At 47.7% G+C, this 23385-nt stretch carries 19 protein-coding genes; all 19 read left to right on the forward strand.

Annotated elements, in window-relative coordinates:
* Positions 1-53 precede the first annotated feature (53 nt).
* On the forward strand, positions 54-3488 hold the full coding sequence (malQ, locus tag QZV24_RS04265; protein WP_294520644.1) for a 4-alpha-glucanotransferase: 3435 nt from the start codon (positions 54-56) through the stop codon (positions 3486-3488).
* A gap of 114 nt (positions 3489-3602) precedes the next feature.
* Complete coding sequence (locus tag QZV24_RS04270) at positions 3603-3971, forward strand: desulfoferrodoxin family protein (RefSeq protein WP_294520583.1); 369 nt, start codon at positions 3603-3605, stop codon at positions 3969-3971.
* A 76-nt stretch (positions 3972-4047) separates the two neighbouring features.
* Positions 4048-5727: a phospho-sugar mutase gene (locus QZV24_RS04275; RefSeq protein WP_294520587.1), complete on the forward strand. Its 1680-nt coding sequence runs from the start codon at positions 4048-4050 to the stop codon at positions 5725-5727.
* 348 nt (positions 5728-6075) lie between these two features.
* Complete coding sequence (locus QZV24_RS04280) at positions 6076-7389, forward strand: sugar phosphate nucleotidyltransferase (RefSeq protein WP_294520590.1); 1314 nt, start codon at positions 6076-6078, stop codon at positions 7387-7389.
* Positions 7386-8372, forward strand: a complete 987-nt coding sequence (locus QZV24_RS04285; RefSeq protein ID WP_294520593.1) for a type I phosphomannose isomerase catalytic subunit — start codon at positions 7386-7388, stop codon at positions 8370-8372. Before QZV24_RS04280 ends, QZV24_RS04285 begins: the two co-directional genes overlap by 4 nt.
* Positions 8373-8833: 461 nt before the next feature.
* The gene (galU, locus tag QZV24_RS04290) at positions 8834-9703 is read left to right on the forward strand and encodes a UTP--glucose-1-phosphate uridylyltransferase GalU (RefSeq protein ID WP_294520597.1); all 870 of its coding nucleotides are present in this window, start codon (positions 8834-8836) and stop codon (positions 9701-9703) included.
* A 12-nt stretch (positions 9704-9715) separates the two neighbouring features.
* Positions 9716-10729 (forward strand): UDP-glucose 4-epimerase GalE, encoded by a 1014-nt coding sequence (gene galE / locus QZV24_RS04295; RefSeq protein ID WP_294520600.1) that lies wholly within the window; start codon positions 9716-9718, stop codon positions 10727-10729.
* 205 nt (positions 10730-10934) lie between these two features.
* On the forward strand, positions 10935-12041 hold the full coding sequence (gene ychF / locus QZV24_RS04300) for a redox-regulated ATPase YchF (protein ID WP_294520603.1): 1107 nt from the start codon (positions 10935-10937) through the stop codon (positions 12039-12041).
* Between the two features lie 163 nt (positions 12042-12204).
* A complete protein-coding gene (rfbA, locus tag QZV24_RS04305) occupies positions 12205-13113 on the forward strand; it encodes a glucose-1-phosphate thymidylyltransferase RfbA (RefSeq protein WP_294520606.1) in 909 nt (302 codons plus the stop codon).
* 156 nt (positions 13114-13269) lie between these two features.
* Positions 13270-14247, forward strand: coding sequence for a dTDP-glucose 4,6-dehydratase (rfbB, locus tag QZV24_RS04310; protein WP_294520608.1), 978 nt, complete (start codon positions 13270-13272; stop codon positions 14245-14247).
* A complete protein-coding gene (rfbD, locus tag QZV24_RS04315; RefSeq protein ID WP_294520611.1) occupies positions 14244-15158 on the forward strand; it encodes a dTDP-4-dehydrorhamnose reductase in 915 nt (304 codons plus the stop codon). Before rfbB ends, rfbD begins: the two co-directional genes overlap by 4 nt.
* 293 nt (positions 15159-15451) lie before the next feature.
* Positions 15452-15823 (forward strand): endonuclease domain-containing protein, encoded by a 372-nt coding sequence (locus QZV24_RS04320; RefSeq protein ID WP_294520614.1) that lies wholly within the window; start codon positions 15452-15454, stop codon positions 15821-15823.
* 354 nt (positions 15824-16177) lie between these two features.
* Entirely contained in the window at positions 16178-16801 is a 624-nt protein-coding gene (rfbC, locus tag QZV24_RS04325) for a dTDP-4-dehydrorhamnose 3,5-epimerase (RefSeq protein WP_294520617.1), read from the forward strand.
* Positions 16802-17424: 623 nt separating this feature from the next.
* Complete coding sequence (locus QZV24_RS04330) at positions 17425-17568, forward strand: hypothetical protein (protein WP_294520620.1); 144 nt, start codon at positions 17425-17427, stop codon at positions 17566-17568.
* 149 nt (positions 17569-17717) lie between these two features.
* Positions 17718-18947 carry a hypothetical protein gene (locus tag QZV24_RS04335; RefSeq protein ID WP_294520623.1) on the forward strand — a complete coding sequence of 410 codons (1230 nt, stop codon included), beginning with the start codon at positions 17718-17720 and terminating at the stop codon, positions 18945-18947.
* A 16-nt stretch (positions 18948-18963) separates the two neighbouring features.
* Positions 18964-20337 carry a hypothetical protein gene (locus QZV24_RS04340; RefSeq protein ID WP_294520626.1) on the forward strand — a complete coding sequence of 458 codons (1374 nt, stop codon included), beginning with the start codon at positions 18964-18966 and terminating at the stop codon, positions 20335-20337.
* 32 nt (positions 20338-20369) lie between these two features.
* Positions 20370-21626 carry a hypothetical protein gene (locus QZV24_RS04345; RefSeq protein WP_294520628.1) on the forward strand — a complete coding sequence of 419 codons (1257 nt, stop codon included), beginning with the start codon at positions 20370-20372 and terminating at the stop codon, positions 21624-21626.
* A 38-nt stretch (positions 21627-21664) separates the two neighbouring features.
* Positions 21665-22684 (forward strand): metallophosphoesterase, encoded by a 1020-nt coding sequence (locus tag QZV24_RS04350; RefSeq protein ID WP_294520631.1) that lies wholly within the window; start codon positions 21665-21667, stop codon positions 22682-22684.
* Positions 22685-22698: 14 nt separating this feature from the next.
* A partial coding sequence (locus QZV24_RS04355) for a GDSL-type esterase/lipase family protein (RefSeq protein WP_294520635.1) occupies positions 22699-23385 on the forward strand: 687 nt, incomplete at its 3' end.

Below are 23385 nucleotides of genomic sequence, written 5' to 3' on the forward strand. Positions count from 1 at the left end.
GGTGTCCCCTTTTCTTATATCCAGCATTTTAGACGGGAGGTCATGTGGCAGCCATGTTAAATGTTACCCACGATTCACAAAATGAATTTTATCGCAGCCCAATAGGTGCTGCCGAGGCCAAAAGCCAGGTGCTGCTGCGGCTGCGGTTTGATACGGATGAGCGGATAACCTCAGTCAAGGTTCGCCTGTGGCAGGACCGGGTGGGAGAATCTGTCCAGCCTATGGAGTCGGATTTGGAAGGAAAATACTATGAAGCCAGGGTGAAAATGCCAGATGATGGCACTTTGCTGTGGTATTATTTCATCATTACGGTGGATGGCCGTGATTATTTCTACTGCAACAACGATGAACGGCTAGGTGGCGTTGGTATAGTATGTGATGAACCACGGGCGTCTTATCAGATAACCGTCTATCGGCAGGGGGCCAAGACGCCGGATTGGTTTAAGCATGCCGTAATGTATCAGATTTTTCCGGACCGATTTTATCGCAAGGGTGATAAAATCATCGAAAAGCCAAATGCTATTTATCATGCCTCCTGGAAGGACAAGCCCCATTATTTTAAGGACCTGGATACGGGGGATATACTGGCTTATGATTTCTTTGGGGGGAATTTTGCCGGTATCAAAGAGAAGCTTCCTTACTTGAAGGATTTGGGCATTTCTGTAATCTATCTCAATCCAATTTTTTTGTCTGCCAGCAATCATCACTACGATACGGCGGATTATATGGAAACAGATCCGATTTTAGGTACAAAAGAAGAATTTAACGATTTGTGCCGGACGGCCAAAGAAATGGGAATCCGAATTATTTTGGACGGGGTATTCAGTCACACCGGCGCAGACAGCAAGTATTTCAATAAATTTGGCAACTTTGATTCAGTGGGGGCCTGCCAGTCCATGGAGTCGCCGTATTACAGCTGGTATAGCTTTATCGATTATCCAAATGTTTATGAAAGCTGGTGGGGATTCACCAATTTGCCGAATGTGAAGGAAGAAAATCCGGCCTATATGGATTTTATTATCCATAACGAGAACAGTGTACTGCACCATTGGAATAAGCAGGGCATTAGTGGCTGGCGGCTGGATGTTATTGATGAGCTGCCGGAGCAGTTCAGTCAGGCCTTCTATAAGGAGCTGAAGAAGACCGACCCGGAGGCGGTCTTGATAGGCGAGGTGTGGGAGGATGCTTCCAATAAAAATGCCTATGGGATGAACCGGCATTATCTGTGCGGTTATGAGATTGACTCTGCCATGAATTATCCATTCCGCAAAATTGTACTGGATTTTCTATTGGGACATACAGACGGGGGGCAGGTTTCCCGCTTCATTAACAGTTTGAAGGAAAATTATCCGGCCCAAAATTTCTATGCCATGATGAATTTGTTGGGGAGCCATGACCGGGAGCGGATTTTAACCCTGCTGGGAGAGGCACCGCCAACCAATGGTATGCCGGAGCGGGTCCAGGCCGAGTTCAAACTGGATGAAGACCATCTAAAATTAGGCAAGGCCCGTCTAAAGCAGGCGGTGGCCTGGCAGATGACCTTCCCGGGGGTTCCAAGTGTTTATTATGGCGATGAAATCAGTATGCAGGGCTATCGGGATCCATATTGCCGATGCCCGTATGATTGGGAAAATGGCGATGAGGATATGCGCCAGTGGTGCAAACAACTTATCAAGCTGCGCAATGACAACATCGTTCTGCAAACTGGCCAATTTATGCCGGTCTATGCCCAAGGTGATGTGTATGGCTATGTCCGCCTGATTGAAAATGGTCAGGATGTTTTTGGGCAAGCTGCCCCGAATGATGTGTTTATTATTTTGCTGAACCGGGGGCGGGAAAAGCAGGAAATATATGTCAATGTACGGGATTTGTGGTCCGGGTCTTTTATCGATGTGCTGCAAGATGGTAAAATTCTGCCGATTGTTCGGGATGTAATCAAGGTGGAATTGCCAGCGCATGGGGTGGCTATTTATCGGGGTAATAAAGAACCCAACAAATATCCTCGCCAATGCGGTGTGCTGATGCATCCTACCAGCTTCCCATCACCGTACGGCGTGGGAGATTTTGGCCCGGCGGCTTACGAATTTGTGGACTTTTTGGCCAAGGCCAAGCAGAAGATTTGGCAGATTTTACCGTTAACTCCGGTGGATAACTGCTATTCGCCGTATGCTTCGCCGTCGGCCTTTGCCGGAAACACCATGTTGATTTCACCGGAAAAGCTGGTGGAAATGGGATTGCTCAGCATAGAAGACATAGCTATGCCGGATAGGCCACCATTGAACAAAACCGATTATGAGCTGGCCAAGACGGTAAAACGGCGGCTGTTGACCAAGGCGGCCAACAACTTCTTTAGTCAGGCTGACCAACAGTTGATGGCGGGTTATCAGGCCTTTTGTCAGAAAGAAGCTTATTGGCTGGATGAGTATGCCTTGTTTAGGGCCATTTCCGTCAAAAACAACGAGGCTGGTTGGGTGGACTGGGAGATTGATTTGAAGCACCGGACACCGGCGACTTTGGCCCAGGCCAGAGAAAATCTGCAGGCAGAAATTCGCCAGGAATGTTTTGAACAGTACATCTTTGATGTGCAATGGCAGCAGCTCAGGTCTTATGCCAATGACCAAGGCATACAGGTGCTGGGGGATATGCCAATATTTGTCTCCTTAAACAGTGCCGATGTGTGGGCAAATCAGCAGTTGTTTAAACTGGACCGGAACTGCAAGCCGTACAAGGTGGCTGGTGTACCGCCGGATTATTTCAGCAAAACCGGCCAGCTTTGGGGCAATCCACAATATAATTGGGAGGAAATGAAAGCTCAGAATTATCATTGGTGGATTAGCCGTATGAAGCGCATGCTGGCCACAGTGGATATGGTTCGCATCGACCACTTCCGAGGTTTTGAGGCCTATTGGGAAGTGGACGGTGATGCGGAAACCGCCATTGACGGCGTGTGGAAAAAAGGACCGGGCAAGCCGTTTTTTGACAAGATAAAGACTGCCCTGGGGGATTTGCCGATAGTGGCCGAGGACTTGGGAATTATCACCGACGAAGTGGAGGCATTGCGGGAAAAATGTGGCTTCCCTGGGATGAAGGTCTTGCAGTTTGAGCTTCACTTCAATGACCGCCAACGGGTGAATTATGTGGAGCCGGAAAATTCACTGGTATATACCGGCACTCACGATAATAACACCACAGTGGGCTGGCTGGATGAAGATGCCGATGTGGAAACCAGAGAAGCTGTCATCAATATGCTGGGACTGACTGATTGTACTGGTAAGGATATTTGTGAGGCGATGATTGAACGGGCGTATGCCTCCAAAGCTCGGATTGCCATTGTCCCAACCTGGGATATATTGGCCTTGGATGGCAATAATCGGATGAATTTGCCGGGTACTGCCGGAGGAAATTGGAGTTGGCGGATGCTGCCTGGGGCTTTAACTGCGGCTAAGGCCAACCAGCTGGCGGCATTGGTGGATAAATATAACCGTTAATTATCAGTAGCCGGCCTTTTTCCCGGTGGAAAAAAGCCGGCAACTAATGTATAATTACCATAAAGCTAATTGCTGGATTTCGAATTGATGTGTGTGTTGATGGGAGGGTTTGTAATGAGGTTTTTCAAATGTGAACTCTGTGGCAATGTTATCACGGTTATCAAGGATGGCGGCGGCCCATTGGTATGCTGTGGCCAGGGAATGACTGAACTTATTCCGGGAACTACTGATGCAGCCCAGGAAAAGCATGTACCGGCTGTTACGGTAGAAGGCAACAAGGTGACGGTTAAGGTGGGCAGTGTTGAACATCCGATGACTGATGCTCATTATATTGAGTGGATTGCCATTGAAACCAACCAAGGCTGTCATATGAAAAAGCTCACGCCACAGGACAAGCCTGAGGCCCAGTTCCTTCTCGGTGAAGGTGAGACTTTGGTAGCAACCTATGAGCATTGCAACCTGCATGGACTTTGGAAGGCTTAACAATAAGATAGTTGGATAAAAAACATGAGCTGCAGATTTCACACCGAGATTTGCAGCTCATTTTTGAGGATGGAAAATGGACAATAATTTGATGGATAAATATCATCTTTGGCAGAAATTGGCTGTGGATGATGGCGATGTGGCCAACGAATTGATGAATATGACTCAGGCAGGTGTTGAGGATGCCTTTTATCGTGATTTGGCGTTTGGAACCGGTGGACTGCGGGGAGTCATCGGTGCCGGCACCAACCGGATGAATGTTTACACCGTCGCCAAGGCTTCCCAAGGCTTGGCTGATTACCTGCGGAAAAAATATGCCAGCCCATCAGTGGTTATTGGCTATGACAGCCGGATAAAATCCGATGTGTTTGCCCAGGTCACAGCGGAAGTGCTTGCTGCCAATGATATAGCTGTACATATTTGGCCGCAGCTTATGCCGGTGCCAACGGTATCCTTTGCTACCCGTTATTTAAAGGCATCAGCCGGTGTTATGATAACGGCCAGTCATAATCCAGCCAAATACAACGGCTACAAGGTGTATGGTGCAGACGGATGTCAGATTACTACAGCAGCGGCTGGGGAAATTCTGTCAGAAATCAACAAACTGGATATCTTTTCCGATGTAAAAAAAGAGTCCTTTGCGTCAGGGCTGCAGTCCGGGAAAATTTCTTATATAGCTGATAGGGTATATACGGCCTTTATTGATGCCGTGAAAAGCCAATCAGTGCTGGGGGATTTGGCTGTTGATAAAAATGTGGCTATTTGCTATACCCCGTTAAATGGAGCTGGTTTAAAGCCGGTTATCCGGGCCCTTACAGAGGGGGGATATACCAATATTACGGTGGTGAAGGAGCAGGAGCAGCCGGATGGCAACTTCCCGACCTGTCCGTATCCGAATCCGGAAATTCAGGAAGCCATGACTCTGGGGATGGATTACGCCAAACAACATAATGCTGATTTGCTGCTGGCCACTGACCCGGACTGCGATCGGGTGGGCATTGCTGTGAGAAATTCCCAAGGGGAATATGTGCTGCTTTCCGGCAATGAAACGGGAATATTATTGCTGGATTATATTTGTGCCCGGCGGCAAGCATTGGGGATTATGCCAGCGGAGCCGGTGATGATAAAAACCATTGTTACCATGGATTTGGGGGAACGGATTGCCACCAAATATGGCGTGTCTACCCGCAATGTCCTTACCGGCTTTAAATTTATCGGTGAACAGATTGGCTTCATGGAGCAGGCTGGCAAAGCTGAAAATTATATTTTTGGCTTTGAGGAAAGCTATGGTTATCTCACTGGCAGCTATGTCCGGGACAAGGATGGAGTGGATGCGGCCTTTATGATTTGTGAGATGTTTGCTTATTATAAAAATCAAGGGATAAGCCTTATCGACCGGCTTAACGAGTTGTACAAGGAATACGGATATTCCCTTAATACGCTGCATTCCTATGAGTTCGATGGTGCAGCCGGGTTTGCGAAAATGCAGGATATAATGAAAAAGTTCCGACAGGGACTAGAGCACATTGGTGGAAAGCAAGTGCTTAAGGTACTGGATTATTCCACAGGACTGGATGGTTTGCCACAGGCGGATGTGTTAAAATATTTGTTGGAGGGAAATTCTTCTCTGGTGGTGCGTCCGTCCGGCACGGAACCAAAGCTGAAAGCCTATATCAGCGTTTCAGCGGACAGTAAGGAACAGGCCATTGCTATCGAAGCTAAAATGGTCAACGAACTAAAAGCATATTTTAAGTAATGCAACCCCCTCAGACTGCTATGCAGTCAGCTCCCCAGTGGGGAGCCAAGAAGTACAATGTGGGATAGTCGATATCATAACCACTTAACCTCGTCTCCCTTGGGGAGCCAAGATGTACATGTAGGATAGTCGATATCATGACCACTTAACCTCGTCGCCAGTGTGGAGCCAAGAAATACAATGTGGTATAGTCGATATCATAACCACTTAACCTCGTCGCCAGTGGGGAGCTAAGACGTACAATGTGGTATAGTCGATATCATAACCACTTAACCTCGTCTCCCCTGGGGGAGATGTCACGAAGTGACAGAGGGGGTCCACCATAAAATTGTATAAGGAGATAACATTATGAACATTATCCTGCTATCCGGCGGGTCCGGTACTCGGCTGTGGCCTCTGTCCAATGATATCCGGTCCAAGCAGTTTATTAAAATTTTCAAAAATGACAGCAATGAATACGAGTCCATGGTGCAGCGGGTTTATCGCCAGATTAAAACCGTGGACAAGGACGCTGTAGTGACTATTGCCACTTCCGCCAAGCAGGTTTCCGTTATAAAAAATCAGTTGGGCAAGGATGTGGGGGTATCCGTGGAGCCGTGTCGGCGGGATACCTTTCCAGCCATAGTATTGGCCAGTGCCTATCTGGCGGATATAAAAGGGGTCGACCCGAATGAGCCGGTGGTGGTTTGTCCGGTGGATCCCTATGTAGATGATAGTTACTTTGAAGCCCTGGCCCAGCTGAGTCAGCAGGCGGCCAAGGGGGAAGCCAATCTGGTTCTTATGGGCATTGAGCCAACTTATCCCAGTGAAAAATACGGGTACATTATTCCTACCTCCAAAGACACCACCAGTGAGGTAGCGACTTTCAAGGAAAAACCGGATGTGGAAACGGCCAAACAATATATCAGTCAGGGTGCCCTGTGGAATGGTGGGGTTTTTGCCTATAAGCTGGGCTATGTGTTGGACAAAGCCCATTCACTGATGGATTTCGATGATTATCACGATCTGTATGCCAAGTACGCTGATCTTACCAAAATCAGCTTTGACTATGCGGTGGTAGAAAAGGAAGACAAAATTCAGGTGCAGCGCTATGGCGGCGCATGGAAGGATGTCGGTACTTGGAATACCTTGACAGAGTCCATGGCAGAGCACATTGTTGGTAAAGGTGTTATGGATGAAAAATGCCAAAATGTGCATATTCTGAATGATACGAGTTTGCCGGTATTGGCTATGGGCTTGCATGATGTGGTGATTTCCGTTAGTCCGGATGGTGTTTTGGTGTCTGATAAGGAAGACTCCGGCTATATAAAACCCTTTGTGCAGGATATTCAGCAGCAGGTTATGTTTGCCGAAAAATCCTGGGGCAGCTATCGGGTGCTGGATGTGGACGACTCCAGCCTGACCATTAAGGTGGAGCTGCAGGCCGGAAAAAATATGAATTATCACAACCATAAAAATCGGGATGAGGTCTGGGTGGTACTGTCCGGTACCGGTCGTACCGTAGTGGATGGTATGGAGCAGAAAATTCATCCCGGGGATGTGGTGACCATGGAGGCAGGGTGCCGTCATACTGTATTTGCTGATAGCGAGCTGAAGATGATTGAGGTGCAGCTGGGGCAGGAAATCAGTGTGGAGGATAAGGAGAAATTTGAGCTGGAATGAGGAATAAACCATTTTTGCTGCGGCCTTCCGGCAAGGATTATATCTGGGGCGGACGCAGATTGAACGATGATTTTGCCAAAAACATAGATATGAATCCACTGGCCGAAACCTGGGAATGCTCCACCCATCCGGACGGGCCCAGTTATGCGGCCAGCGGGGAATATTCCGGTGAAAGCCTTACTCATATTCTGCACAAGCATCCGGAATATTTGGGGTCCCATCCTCGGACGCAAGGAGAATTGCCTATTCTGATTAAATTCATCGATGCCAAGCAGAATTTGTCGGTACAGGTTCATCCGGATGATGAATATGCCCGTCAGTATGAAGGGGGGCAGCTGGGCAAGACAGAGATGTGGTATGTCCTGGATGCCAAGCCGGATACCCAGCTGGTATATGGCCTGAACCACACTATGACAGCTGATAGCTTGCGCCGCAGTATAGAGAAGGGGACATTGGAACGACATCTGCAACGGGTACCCATCCAGCCGGATGATGTGTTTTACATAGAGGCTGGCACCATTCATGCCATTGGAGCCGGGGCTCTGGTGGCGGAAATCCAGGAAAATTCCAATCTGACTTATCGGCTTTATGATTACAACCGGGTGGACAAGACGGGAAAACAGCGGCCTTTGCACATTGACAAGGCTTTGGCGGTGGCCAACCTAAATAGTGCAGAACAGCCCCGGCAGCCCATCCGGTCCCTTAAATATAGGCAGGGCTGTGCTACGGAGCTGTTATGCCGGTGCAAGTATTTTGAAGTAAATCGAATGCTGATTAACACGGAGCGGGTAAAACAGCTGGTGGAATACCGGGCGGATGAAAATTCCTTCCGGGTTTTGTTGTGTACCAATGGCTGCGGGACGATTTTTATGGATGACGGGGAGTATATCAAGTTTTTCCGGGGAGACTGCATTTTCTTTCCAGCGGATTCCCAGGCAGTCTGTCTCCATGGCAAGGCCCAATTTCTCGATGTAAGGGGCTAACATGACTAGGAATGCCCTGCGGCATATAAGACCTCATTCGTCAGCTGCGCTGACACCGACGGAGCTTTGCTCCTAGTGCCTGTAGGTGCTTCCCCAGAGGGGAAGGCAGGATTCAAGCCTTCTCCCTTGGAGAAGGTGGCACACGAAGTGTGACGGATGAGGTTTAACCCGAAGGGAATAGAAGGTTTTAATCGATATCTTAGCTGTTACTTATTTGCTAAAAATGCTATAATATAACGAGCTTTAAGATGTCCCCCACCTCTTTAGGTGGGGGGAAACAAACTACAACAGCTGGCGAGCATATCTCCCAGCTCGTTGCGACGCGAAGCTAGTCCTTTAGGGAAACGCTAATTGGAAGATTTTTCTTCTAAAGATAATTGGAAGATTTTTCTTCTAAAGAAGAAAAATTTGAACAATGGCGTTATAACGATATAAAACTTTTAGATACTGGAGAGTATGCCATGCGGAAAATAAAAAAAGCAGTTATACCGGCCGCTGGTTTCGGTACCAGATTTTTGCCGGCAACCAAGGCAACGCCGAAGGAAATGCTGCCCATTGTTGACAAACCGACAATTCAATATATTGTCGAGGAAGCGCTGGCCAGCGGCATTGAGGAAATTCTTATTATCAGCGGACATGCCAAACGAGCCATTGAAGATCATTTTGACTCGGCCCCGGTGCTGGAGGCTATGCTGGCGGAAAAGCACAAGGACGATTTGCTGGCCATGGTGCGGGAAACCGCTGACATAAACATTCATTATATTCGCCAAAAGTATATGCGAGGTCTGGGGGATGCCATTTTGTGCGCCCGGTCTTTTATGGGCAATGACCCATTTGCGGTGCTGTTAGGTGATGATGTGGTGTATAATCCGGATAAACCTGCTCTAAAGCAGCTTATTGATATTCACGACGCCTACGGTGGCAGTGTTCTTGGTTGCCAACTGGTACCGGATGAAAGCATCAGCTCTTATGGGGTGGTAGCCGGTGAGGAAATAAATGGGGCCAACCTGTTAAAGGTAACGGATATGATTGAAAAACCGTCGGTGGAGGAAGCTCCCAGCAATATGGCGGTTTTGGGCCGGTATATTATTTCGGCATCAATTTTTGATATATTGGAGCAGACCCAGCCAGGCAAAGGTGGCGAAATCCAGCTTACCGATGCACTGAAGGTGTTGGCTAAAAGCGAGCCGGTCTGGGCGTATAATTTTACCGGCAAACGCTATGATGTAGGTGATAAGCTGGGCTTTTTGCGGGCTACCGTGGAATTTGCCCTGCGCCGGGAGGATTTGGGCGAAGACTTCAGGGCTTATCTTAAAAATTTACAGTTGTAAGGAGTCGATATTATGAAAATACTATTGGCAGGCGGAGCCGGATATATCGGCTCACATATAGCGTTGGCCCTGCTGGAAAATGGCCAGGATGTGGTGGTCATGGATAATTTTGACAATAGTAGCCCGGAGGCCATAATGCGGGTGGAGGAAATGACCGGTCAGACCGTCAGCCTCTACGAAGCAGATGTAACCAATAAAAAGGTGACATTGGCAGTATTTAAAAAGGAAAAGCCGGATTGTGTCATTCATTTGGCTGGTTTAAAGGCGGTGGGGGAGTCCATCGAGCAGCCGATTCGCTATTATCGGAACAACATTGATACCACATTGACCTTGTTGGAATGTATGGCCAAGACTGGCTGTAAGAATATCGTATTTTCTTCTTCGGCCACAGTTTATGGCGAGGAAAATGCTGCACCGTGCCATGAAAAGATGCCGAAGGGTAAGTGCAGCAATCCATATGGCTGGACTAAGTCCATGATGGAGCAGATTTTACAGGATGCCTCCGTAGCGGATAAGGATATGAGTGTGGTTTTGTTACGGTATTTCAACCCGATTGGCGCCCACGAGTCAGGTCGGATTGGTGAAAATCCTCGGGGTATACCAAACAATCTGATGCCATATGTGACTCAGGTAGCCGTTGGTAAACGGGACAAGCTGACAATCTTTGGGGATGATTATGATACTCCGGATGGCACCTGTCTGCGGGATTATATCCATATAATGGATTTAGCGGAGGGCCATTTGAAAGCAGTGGATTTCTGTGTGGAGAATAAAGGCACTGAGATTATCAATCTGGGTACCGGACAGCCATACAGCGTGCTGGATATTGTAAAAACCTTTGAAAAGGTGAATAATATACAGGTTCCATATGAGATTGGGCCACGCCGGGGTGGCGATTTGCCAGCGGTGTATGCAGATGTGTCCAAGGCAGAAAAGGTACTGGGCTGGAAAGCTAAGCGGACCTTGGCGGATATGTGCCGTGACAGCTGGAACTGGCAAAAAAATAATCCGGAAGGATATGAATAAGAGGACCCCCTCTGTCACTTCGTGACATCTCCCCAGTGGGGAGACAAGATATTGGGTGTTTATGACATCTCCCCAGTGGGGAGATAAGTTGAGCAGAGTTATTTAAAACTTCTTGCCTCCCTTGGGGGAGGTGGTTGCATAGCAATCGGAGGGGGTGACTCTGTTTGGCTAAAGTTTAATAATAACAATTAGGGAGAAATAAGAATTGAGTAATTTAGAAGTAGGTATAGTAGGCTTGCCAAATGTGGGCAAGAGCACATTATTTAATGCAATCACCAAGGCGGGGGCTGAAGCGGCCAATTACCCGTTTTGTACCATTGAGCCAAATGTAGGTATTGTGGAGGTGCCGGACCAGCGTCTGCAGGTTCTGCACGAAATGTATGACTCCAAGAAAACTACGCCGGCGGCTTTTCGGTTTGTGGATATTGCCGGTCTGGTAAAAGGGGCGTCCAAGGGTGAGGGCTTGGGCAACAAGTTTTTGGAGCATATTCGTCAAGTGGATGCAGTGGCTCAGGTGGTTCGTTGCTTTGATGATGGGGATATTACTCATGTGGAAGGCTCCATTGATCCTATCCGTGATATTGAAATCATTAACACTGAGCTCTGTCTGGCGGATTTGGAGGTGCTGGAGCGCCGTCTGCAGAAGGTAACCAAGCTGGCCAAGTCCGGGGCGAAGGAAGCCAAAGCGGAAATTCCTGTATTAGAAAAAATCAAGGCGGCACTGGACGAGGGCAAGACCGTCCGCAGTGTAGGTTTGACTGATGATGAACAGGAAATTATCAAGGAAATGAATTTCCTTACCCTAAAGCCAACTCTGTTTGTGGCCAATGTTAGCGAAGATGAGGTAACCACTGCTGACACGGATAATCCCCATGTACAACGGGTAAAGGAATATGCCAAAACCGAGGGGGCCGAAGTGGTGACTATTTCGGCCCGGGTGGAGTCGGAGATTGCTGAGCTGGATGAGGCGGAGGCCAAGGAGTTCCTAGCTGATATGGGCTTGCAGGAGTCAGGGTTGGAAAAGCTGATAAAGGCTGCCTTTGATTTGCTGGGCTTGATGACCTTCCTTACGGCTGGACCGGATGAATGCCGGGCTTGGACTATTGTCAAGGGGACCACGGCACCAAAAGCGGCCGGCAAAATACACTCCGATATTGAGCGGGGCTTTATCCGGGCTGAGATTGTGAATTACGACGATTTGGTTGCGGCCGGTTCTACGGCGGCGGCCCGGGAAAAGGGACAGGTCCGTCTGGAAGGCAAGGACTACATTATGCAGGACGGCGATGTAACCTATTTCCGCTTTAATGTTTAATAGCCCGTTGGGATGTACCTCATCCGCCTAGTCCTTTAGGGCTTCGCGTCGCAAGCTCGGCACCTTCCCCATAGGGGGAGGCAAAAAAAGCCCTCCTCTCTGGGGAGGGTGCCCGAAGGGCGGGTGAGGTTTTACCCGAAGGGTATTTAATAGGAGTTCGTTTATGAAGGGTATTATTCTGGCGGGAGGGTCGGGCACCCGGCTCTATCCCCTTACCATGGTAACCTCCAAGCAGCTGTTACCGGTTTATGACAAGCCAATGATTTATTATCCCATGTCGGTGCTGATGCGGGCTGGCATTCGGGATATTCTTATTATTTCTACACCACAGGACACCCCGCGCTTCCAGTCCCTGTTAGGGGATGGCAGCCAGTTTGGGGTGCGGTTGTCCTATGCTGTACAGCCTAGCCCGGATGGCTTGGCGCAGGCCTTTATTATTGGTGAGGACTTTATTGGCAATGATACCGTAGCCATGGTGCTGGGGGATAATATCTTTGCCGGACACGGCCTTACCAAGCGCCTGTTAGCGGCGGTGAATAATGCGGAAACCGGCCGGGGAGCCACTGTATTTGGGTATTATGTGGACGATCCGGAGCGGTTTGGTATTGTGGAATTTGACCAGCAGGGCAAGGCAGTATCCATTGAGGAAAAACCGACGAACCCAAAGAGCAATTACTGTGTTACGGGATTATATTTTTACGACAACAAGGTAGTGGACTATGCCAAGTCATTAACGCCAAGTGCTCGGGGAGAGCTGGAGATTACCGATTTAAATCGAATTTATCTGTCCCGGGGAGCGCTGAATGTGGAGCTATTGGGACAGGGCTTCACTTGGCTGGACACCGGAACCCATGAATCTTTGGTGGATGCAACCAATTTCGTCAAGACGGTGGAAAGCCACCAGCATCGTAAGATTGCCTGTTTGGAGGAAATTGCTTATCTGAACGGGTGGATTACCAAAGAGGATGTGCTGAGGGTGTATGAAGTATTGAAGAAAAACCAGTATGGCCAATATCTCAAGGATGTCCTGGATGGAAAATATATTGATGTGACCCCCTCAGTCACTTCGTGACAGCTCCCCTCAGGGGAGCCGAGTAGGGGTGCTATCATACTTGCCTCCCTAAGAGAGGCCGAGTAGGGGTTGGTGCTATCGATACTTGCCTCCCTTGGGGGAGGTGGTCGAAAGACCGGTGGGGGTAATTATACATAATAGATAAGAGGAATAAATATGACTATAATTGTTACCGGGGGAGCCGGGTTTATTGGCAGTAATTTTGTTTACTATATGCTAAAGACCCACCCTGATTACCGAATCGTTTGTCTGGACAAGCTGACCTATGCCGGAAACTTATCCACGCTGGAGCCAATAATGGATAATCCCGCTTTTCGCTTTGTCAAGGCGGATATTTGTGATCGGGTGGCAGTGGATAAATTGTTTGAAGAAGAACATCCGGATATGGTGGTAAATTTTGCGGCGGAAAGTCATGTGGACCGGTCTATTGAGGATCCGGGGATTTTTTTGCAGACCAATATTATCGGTACCTCTGTGTTGATGGATGCTTGCCGAAAATATGGCATAAAGCGGTATCATCAGGTGTCTACGGATGAGGTCTACGGGGACTTGCCGTTGGATAGGCCGGATTTGTTTTTCACGGAAGAAACCCCGATACATACCAGTTCACCATACAGCAGCTCCAAAGCGGGGGCTGATTTGCTGGTAATGGCGTATCACCGCACCTATGGATTGCCGGTGACCATTAGCCGGTGCAGCAACAACTATGGACCGTACCATTTTCCGGAAAAGCTCATTCCATTGATGATTACCAATGCCTTGGCGGATAAGCCCCTGCCGGTGTACGGCGAAGGAGTTAATGTGCGGGATTGGCTCTATGTAGAAGACCATTGCCGGGCTATTGATTTGATTATTCATAAAAGTGCTGTGGGAGAGATTTACAATATCGGCGGGCACAATGAAATGCGTAACATTGATATTGTAAAGCTGATTTGCCAGGAGCTGGGTAAGCCGGAAAGCCTGATTACCTATGTGACGGACCGCAAGGGGCATGATATGCGGTATGCCATTGACCCAACGAAAATTCATCGGGATTTGGGCTGGTTGCCGGAGACGAAATTCGCCGATGGAATAAAGAAGACAATTAAGTGGTATTTGGACAATGAAGACTGGTGGAGGCCACTGCTGAAATGAAAATTTTAGTTACTGGGGTGGCGGGACAGCTGGGCCACGATGTAATAAACGAATTGCATAAACGGGGGCATATCCCTGTCGGTTCGGACATTGCTCCGGCGTATACCGGTGAGCAGGACGGGGATGGTATCCAGACCATGGAATATGTGTCGTTGGATATTACTGATGGAGCGGCGGTGGAAAAGACTATTTCCGACTTACAGCCTGACGGAGTGGTGCACTGTGCGGCCTGGACGGCGGTGGATGCGGCCGAGGATGCCGACAAACAAGCCAAGGTATGGGCGGTAAATGTTACCGGTACGGAAAATATAGCTCAGGCCTGTCGACAGGCGGACTGCAAGCTGATTTATTTGAGTACGGACTATGTGTTCAGCGGCGAGGGGGATGCGCCTTGGCAGCCGGATTGCCAGGCGTATGCCCCATTGAATTACTATGGTGAAACCAAGCTGGCGGGGGAAAAAGCTGTCAGCCAGCTGCTGGATAAATATTTTATTGTACGGATTGCCTGGGTGTTTGGCAAAAACGGCAAGAATTTCATCAAGACTATGCTAAAGGTTGCCGAAAATCATGATATGGTACGGGTGGTGAACGACCAGATTGGCACCCCGACATATACCTTTGATTTGGCCCGGTTACTGGTGGATATGCTGGAAAGTGATAAATATGGTTATTATCATGCCACCAACGAAGGGGGCTATATCAGCTGGTATGACTTCACCTGTGAGATTTATCGGCAGGCTGGCCTGTCTACTAAGGTGGTGCCGGTGACTACGGCGGAGTACGGCTTAAGCAAGGCCAAGCGGCCGTTTAATAGCCGGCTGGATAAGGGAAAGCTGATTGAAAATGGGTTTGTGCTACTGCCAACCTGGCAGGATGCAGTAGGGCGGTATTTAAAAGAAATAGGAAGGTGAAGGAATGCCAGATGGCATATAGAACCTCATCCGGCACACTTCGTGTGCCACCTTCCCCAGAGGGGAAGGCGGGGAATAAAGCCCTCCCCTCTGGGGAGGGTGCCCGAAGGGCGGGTGAGGTTAACCCCGAAGGGAACTCTTTTGAAGGAATGCCTGACGACATATAGGACCTCATCCGCATCGCAGGCTCGGCACCTTCTCCATGGGAGAAGGCTGGTAACACTGCCCTCCCCTCTGGGGAGGGTGCCCGAAGGGCGGGTGAGGTTAACCCCGAAGGGAAGCAAGCTAGTTATATGGGAATAATAACCTATCGTGAAGATTTAAAACAAAAATCACAAATTTTGCGTAAAGAAATGACAAAAGAAGAACGGCATTTGTGGTATGATTTTCTCAGAACATACAGCCCGTCATTTCATCGTCAAAAGCCAATAGGTAATTATATTGCTGATTTTTATTGTGCAAGTGTGAAATTGATTGTTGAACTTGATGGTGGCCAGCATTATGAAGATAATAGTCTAAGGTATGATGAGAAACGGACTGAATATCTAAATATGCAGGGTATTACAGTTTTAAGATTTACAAATACGGATATTTGGAAACATTTTTATGAAGTATGTACAGAAATAGACCGTGAGGTAAAGTTCATATTGGGAAAAGGCTATTAAGGTTTGTGAAGGAATGCCTGACGGCATATAGAACCTCATCCGGCACACTTCGTGTGCCACCTTCCCCAGAGGGGAAGGCAGGGAATAAAGCCCTCCCCTTTGGGGAGGGTGCCCGAAGGGCGGGTGAGGTCCAACCCGAAGGGAACTCTTTTGAAGGAATGCCTGCGGCATATAGAACATCATCCGCATCGCAGGCTCGGCACCTTCTCCATGGGAGAAGGCTGGTAACACTGCCCTCCCCTTTGGGGAGGGTGCCCGAAGGGCGGGTGAGGTTAAACCCGAAGGGAATTATATGTTCGGGGGAGGTCCAGCCCGAAAGGTGGATGTATTTTATTATCGTAGTAGGAGAATTATATGGGAAAAATTACAGTTGAAAAAGTGCCGATTGAGGGCCTATATATTATTACTCCGGCAGTGTATGGTGATAGTCGGGGCTATTTCACCGAAACCTATAACCAGCAGGATATGATTGCCGCCGGACTGGATATGACCTTTGTGCAGGACAACGAAAGTATGAGCAGCAAGGGCGTCCTCCGGGGGCTGCACTTTCAAAAACAGCATCCTCAGGGAAAGCTGGTGCGGGTTATGGAAGGCCGGGTTTTCGATGTGGCAGTGGATTTGCGGCAAAATAGTCCCACCTTTGGCCAGTGGTTTGGTGCTGAGCTGTCCGAGGATAATCACAAGCAGTTTTATATTTCACCGGGCTTTGCCCACGGCTTTTTAGTGCTGTCGGAGCGGGCTAAGTTTGCCTACAAATGCACGGATTTTTATCATCCAGAGGATGAAGGGGGCCTGGCTTGGAATGATCCGGATATTGGTATTATCTGGCCGGAGCTGACAGGAGCCTATAACGGTACTCCCGCGGGGACCGGCTACCAACTGTTGGATGGTACGCCGCTAAATCTTAGTGAAAAAGATACGAAATGGACTGGTTTTAAAAAATCGTTTATATTTTTGGAAAAATTAAAAAATTATTAAAAAATATAAATAGATGTCTCTTACAACTACTTCCAAAAAGTCCTACAAATAATAATCAATAATAAAAAAGAAAAAGAAAGAATTTGAAACAAAATTGTTGGAAAATTTAGGCTATTGTTACAATATTGTAACAATAGCCTTTTTATATAAAAAATAATTATTATTTAATAAATGACTTTAGTTGGGTAGTCCTACAAAGATGTAGGACTGATGCTGATTTTTTTTAATAATTATTTAATCTATACTAAAGGAAATATGGTGGATGATTAGTATGGGCTAAAAATATTTATCATACATCATGGAGAGTTAATGAGCTCACAGTTAAATAAAAGGGAGGGAAGATTTTGAAATAAACCTCATCTATCAGCCTAAGGCTTTTTGAATGCCTGACGACATATAGAACCTCATCCGCCTCGCGTAGCTCGGCACCTTCCCCAGAGGGGAAGGCAAGAAAAGCCCTCACCTATGGGGAGGGTGCCCGAAGGGCGGGTGAGATTCAACCCGAAGGGTAATGTCGGGTTAGATGAGGCTTAAGTGGTAACACACAGGTCTTATACTAAATTATTTTTTCGAGCTCAGAGAATAAACCGCAGGGGCGGTAAATTGTAAAATGGGGGATGAATATGGCTAGTAAGATTAGCCGGCTCTCCAAGGCCATTGCCATTGCAATGCTTGGATTGAGCCTGTCAGGCGGCAACATGCCGGCTGTTCATGCCAGTGACGCTGACGCAGAGTTGGAACTATCAAGGAAGAAAAAACCAAGCTGAAAAAAGAGCCAAACAAGCTGACTCTGTCCGGTGATGCCCGGATAAAGTATGTTTATGACGGAAATGGTGCTAGATGGTATGAGCGTGGACGCATTGCCTTAAAGCACGATTTGAGTGAAAAGGTATCCGTGTATGCCCGGTGGGGATTGATGAATGATAATGCATTGGGTACCTCAGAACATTTTGCCCATAAAATTAACACGTATATTCCGAATTCAACCTTAATACAAAAGATGTATCCGGATTTGCAGTCTACGGACGGCAGTTGGGTGTCTGATGCTAATTTACAGGTAAAGAAATTCCTGGGGGCTGACAAAATAACTATCGGCCGTTTTGGTCAGACCTTTGGTGCCACTGGTATGATGGGTGATGAGGATGCCTTTGGTGGCATTGATGGTGCAAAGCTGGATTGGAGCAGCAAGGTGGGTGCATTGACGATTGGCTTTGCCAATTTTGGACCTCAGCAGACTGTTCCGGAATTAAACGTTGTTAACGCAACTGGTAATTCCGCTTATGCAAATGGCTTCGATGCTACTGGCGGGGTCGGTTATAGCGAATTACAGCGCAAACCACTGGAAAAGGCGTTATTTGTAAGCGGTAAGGTTAATTTGGGACCGGCGGTAACTCTCCATGGTACGTGGATAAAGGAAATGAATAATGGCCAAAGCAAGCTTATAGAGACTGGAAGTCCATATACACCATATTATTGGTACAATCCAAATGATTATGACATGCGTGGGATTGGTGTTACTGTGCGAATAACGCCAAATCTTACCTTGCTTGGTGATTATGTGCTTAATGCCTGTGAACATTCATCGTACTTGACTGATGGCGCAACTGCGACTACTAAATCAGCTTCTGCCGCTCCTACAAATGATCTTGTGGCGGATGCCAAGCAGCATTACAAGAGGTTTGATTTTGGTCGCCAGAAGTCGGAATATATCAGTTTGCGGTATAAGGAAGCCAAATGGGGGGACAAGGGTTCCTTTGGCATTAACCTGGATTGGCGGAATATAGACCCTGCGGCCAGAATGGATGCGTATTTTACCTATACTAATAACACCACATCTAATTTAATATCCAATGATTATTATGTTGGTAGAAATTCTTTGTACAATACGTTATCTATTGCGGATGATATTTTGGTATCTGAGGGTGTTAGAGGGCCGGTTTTGGGCTTTAATTACATGATTACCAAGAATGTTAAGCTTAGCATTTTGCAGACATTTGCTGGTAAATATACTCACTACAATTTGTTGGCTCCGCACAGTAGAACAAAAGAAGGAAAGGGTTACACCTATAATATAAGTGCGGATTTGGACCGGGTAACTGAAAAAGCAGATAATATGACAGTTATTGCTTTAACGGCCAAATTCTAAGGGAGGGGGAAGAGATATGAAAAACAGTAAGAAATATATTGCTATGATGCTGAGTGCTGCCTTCTCCTTAAATATTGCCGCCGTGGCCAGTGCGGCTCCAACGCCGGAGCAGTTGGACGCCCTGCGGGCCGAGATCAAAGAATTGCGGCAGGTGTTGAAGGTGGAAAAGGCCAAGCATAAATATCAGAAGGCCAAGGATGTGGAGCGGTCTAAGGAATGGAACGTCCACGGTGATATTAGGACCAAGTATGCCAAGGTGGATCATGAGGATGTATTTACCCAACGGTTTAGGGTATCTGTTGAGCATCCAGTGGGAGACACCATGCGGTTCAAGGGACGCTGGGCTGTTATGAATAATAACGAATACGGCCTGACCACGAGCCATTCTGATGCGTTGTTCAGACCAAATGGTGCGAATGTGTATTCTTATGCTTATCCGGATTATAAAGCAGCAGACAATAACTGGATTTCTGATGCCTATGTGGAAATGGATAGGGTGTTTGGATCGACCCTGACAGTGGGTCGTTTCGGCCATACCTTCGGTGCCACCGGCTTCTGGTCTGATGCGGAAGCCAGTGGCGGTATTGACGGTGTGAAGGCCAGCTTTGATCTAAGGGGTGGCAAGGACAATATTACCATTGGTTATGCCAACTTTGCCCCGACGCAGGAATATCCTAAGTATGTAGGTGGTGCAACGACGGCCAAGGATTCCTACGATAAAAATGTAGTCGGTGGAGCTGCCCCGTACTATTTCAGTAAGGGAATCGGCGATGCCCTGTTTATCACGGGCAAGCATCAGTTTGATGATAAGTCTACAGTTTATGCTTCTTGGCTCCATCAGTATAAGACGGCCAATAAGAATGCCCTTATGACATCTGAATTGATGGGTACACCTATCTATGATGATAATCAGGATCCTCCAGTTTTGGTTAGTGGTCCTAACTTCCCGTGGGATGGTGCTAAGCATGATTTATGGAGTATTGGCTTTAAGCATAAGTTTGGTGACACTGTTACCCTGCTGGGCGACTATATGCAGAACCGTTGCTTCAACGCCCATCAGGATGCGACCTATATCAGCCTGCGGTATAGGGGGGCTGATATCCAGCAGAAGGGTTCCTTTGGTCTGAATCTGGATTACAGCCGGGTTGGTTCGCCGTATAGCCGGAAGAATAGTGCCGGCACGGAATATTTCTCCATTTTGGCTGGAAACAAGCTGTCCAGTGATATGACTTTGGTAGCCGATAATATTAATGCCTTTGTCTTTGGTTTCCAGTGGGTACCAGGGAAGAATATCTTCATCGAAGGCAAGCAGTCCTTTAATACCAAGTTTACCGATACCGGGGACAAGGCGCCGGATTACACCTCCTTGTCCGTATCTACCAAGTTCTGATAAGCAGTATAAAAGAAAGTGAAGTGAATGTAATGAAAAAATATTTAGCAGCAGCAATGCTGGTTTCATTAAGTCTTGGATTCGCTGGCACTGCTTTGGCTGCCGAGTCTCAGGACGGAGAAGATATCCGGTTTCAGCAGCTGAAAGCAAGGGTGGAAGCCCTGCGGTCCCAGGTGGCTGAAGCAAAAAATGAAAATGTAAAAATCGAGAAGGAAAAGGATAAGTCCAATGTGGGCCGGAAGCTGAAGCTGTCCGGTGATGTGCGGGTAAAGGCTATCAATCAAAATATAGGCAAGCACACCACCATTACCGAGTCGGTACAGCTCATTGGTCACTACAGCTTTGACAAGGACTGGATGGTGGGGGCCAAATATGCCTTTATGTCTGATAATAATATGGGTACCTCCACTCGTAATACTTCTTTGCCAAACTTTAGTTATGGTGACCAGCGGTATGATGACTACAATGCCGCTGACAACAATGTACTGATGAATCTCTACGTGAAGAAGAACCATTTCCTGGGGGACAATTCCATCCAAGTGGGGCGCATGGGGCCAAGTATTTTGGCAACCCATTATTGGTCCGATGCCAATTCTTCCGGTTTCTATGATGGTGTCCGTTTGGCTTTTGGGCGTGAAGAAAATTGGGAAGTATGGTACGGCGATTGGGGAGCAGCTGATACATACGGTAAGTATTGGAATCATCCAACTAATGCCGCTAATAAAGTTTTCTTAGGCGATTCAAAGCATAAGTCACTAGAAAAGAACTTTATGATTTTAGGCAAGCATAAGCTTAGTCCTGTAACCACCGCCTATGGCTTCTTCTTGAACGAGTTGCAGGATAAAGCGGCTGGGGATGAAAACTACAAGATGCGGGGCCTGGGTTTCAGTACCCGTTACGGTGACTGGCGTCTGGCGGCCGACTTTACCAAGAACTACGCCAATGGAGCGGTGGGCCGGTTCTTCCGCCTGCGGTATAAGGGGTCTGACCGGGCCGTACCTGGTTCTTGGACCATTGGTCTTGACTATATCAAGCTTGAGCCAGGTAACCTGTATGCTTCTGCCCTTAACGGCGTAAACGATGTAAGTATGGGTATTAAAGATAACATCGGTATTGATGGCTTTGTACTCTGGGGAGATTATATTCTCCGGCGGAATCTCCGGGTGGCTGCCTATCAGTCCATTGGGCGTAAGGCAACGAATTATTGGGATGGTGGGTCCTATGGCACTTGGAAAAAGGGTGATTCGGCACCACAGTATTCCAGAATCCACCTAATTTGGAGCTTCTAATCCCAAGATATTAAGTTTTGTATAGGAGGCATTGCCTTATGGATAAAAAAATATGGCAGCAGGCCATCAGCCGCCGGAAGTTTTTGGGCTTGTCGGCAGGGGCGGTATCCGGCTTGATGTTCAGCAACCTTTTTCATCCGAAAAAGGTGGGCGCAGCACCCGGTGAAAAATATCATCGGTTCGTGGTACTGACCGATGTACATTGCCCAAGTGAACGGGATCCGGAGAAGATTGCGGCTATTGAGGAAATAAATACCTGGTCCGATGTGGACCAGGTGGTGGTAACCGGTGATGTGGTGCATGATATTGGCGACCAGGCGGAGCTGAATGCAGCATCGGCTGTTCTGGATCATATTAAGGCACCGCGGTATGTGCTTACCGGCAACCATGATTATATGTATTCAGATTATACCAACCGGGGCGGGCATTTTCAGTGTGGTCCGGATGAGCGGGCTATGAAGCTGGAGCGGTTCAAAAAACAGTTCAAGATGAACGCTCTGTATTTTTCCAAGGACTTGGGACCTTATCATCTGGTATATCTTTCTCCGGATGATTTGCACACTACCTACTTGACCTGTATGTCACCAGACCAGTTGGCCTGGTTGGAGGTAGATTTGAATGATAACAAGGATAAGCCAACCTTGGTATTCTTCCATGGTTCCTTGGAAGGGACTTGGGATAAGTACGGTATGGCTTGGCCAAACCACCCGGGCTTTATGGCTCAGCCAAAGGCCATGGTGCGAGATATTGTGGGGGATAACCCACAGATCATGGCTTGGATTTCCGGTCATCTCCATCTGGGGGTATTCAACGAGAGTAGTCGAGATCCAAATCTGTATACCTATGATGTAAACGGTGTTCCAAATATTCATAACCCGGCTACCTTGGGTACCGGCTATATGTACAGCAAGAGCCGGGATGGCTATAACAAGTATCCGGCTATTTGGACCAAGTCTTATTATTTGTATGATGACCGTATGGAAGTACGGACCTATGACCACACCAACCATACTTTCTTGCCAGAGCTTGATGTGGCTATCAAGATTTACAAGAAGTAAGGTGTGTGATGAGTATGTTTAAGAAAATTTCTATAATTTTGACGGTGTGCCTGTTGGTTTTGGGCACCTGTGCCTCTTGCTTTGCGTCCATGGGCGGTCCTGGGGAAAAAATCCGCATTATGTGCTATGGGGATTCCAATACCTGGGGCTTCACCCAGCGACCAGGAGTCAAGCGGTGGCCAAGTGATGTACGCTGGCCAGGGGTGCTGCAGAAGGAATTGGGCAAAGAGTATACTATTATTGAAGAAGGTCTGTTGAATTTTAACGGCAGACCAACCTTGATGCCGCTTATCAAGAGCCATATTCCTCTTGATGTGGTGGTAATTATGCTGGGGACTAATGATATCAAGGTGCGGTTCCATAAGACACCGGCAGAAGTTACGGCCAATGTGGAGAAATTGGTACAGATGATTAAGCTGAGCTGTGACCCGGAGAAGGAATGGTACGGCTACGGTGTACCAAAGATTTTGGTCATTGCTCCGGTACCGGTAATGGCTACCAAGAATTCTTTTGCGCCAAAGAATGCTGCTTCGCGGGAGCTGGGGCCTCTCTTTAAGGAGATGGCTGCCCGTAACGGAGTAGAATTCCTGGATGCCGGTGAATATATTAAGGTACCGGGAATGCCGGATGGGATTCATCTGACGGCTGAACAGCATCGAATTTTAGGTATGGCTGTGGCCGCCAAGATCAAGAGTATGGAT

This window comes from uncultured Anaerovibrio sp. (genome assembly GCA_902786545.1).
In the GTDB taxonomy this organism is placed as follows: Bacteria; Bacillota; Negativicutes; order Selenomonadales; family Selenomonadaceae; genus Anaerovibrio.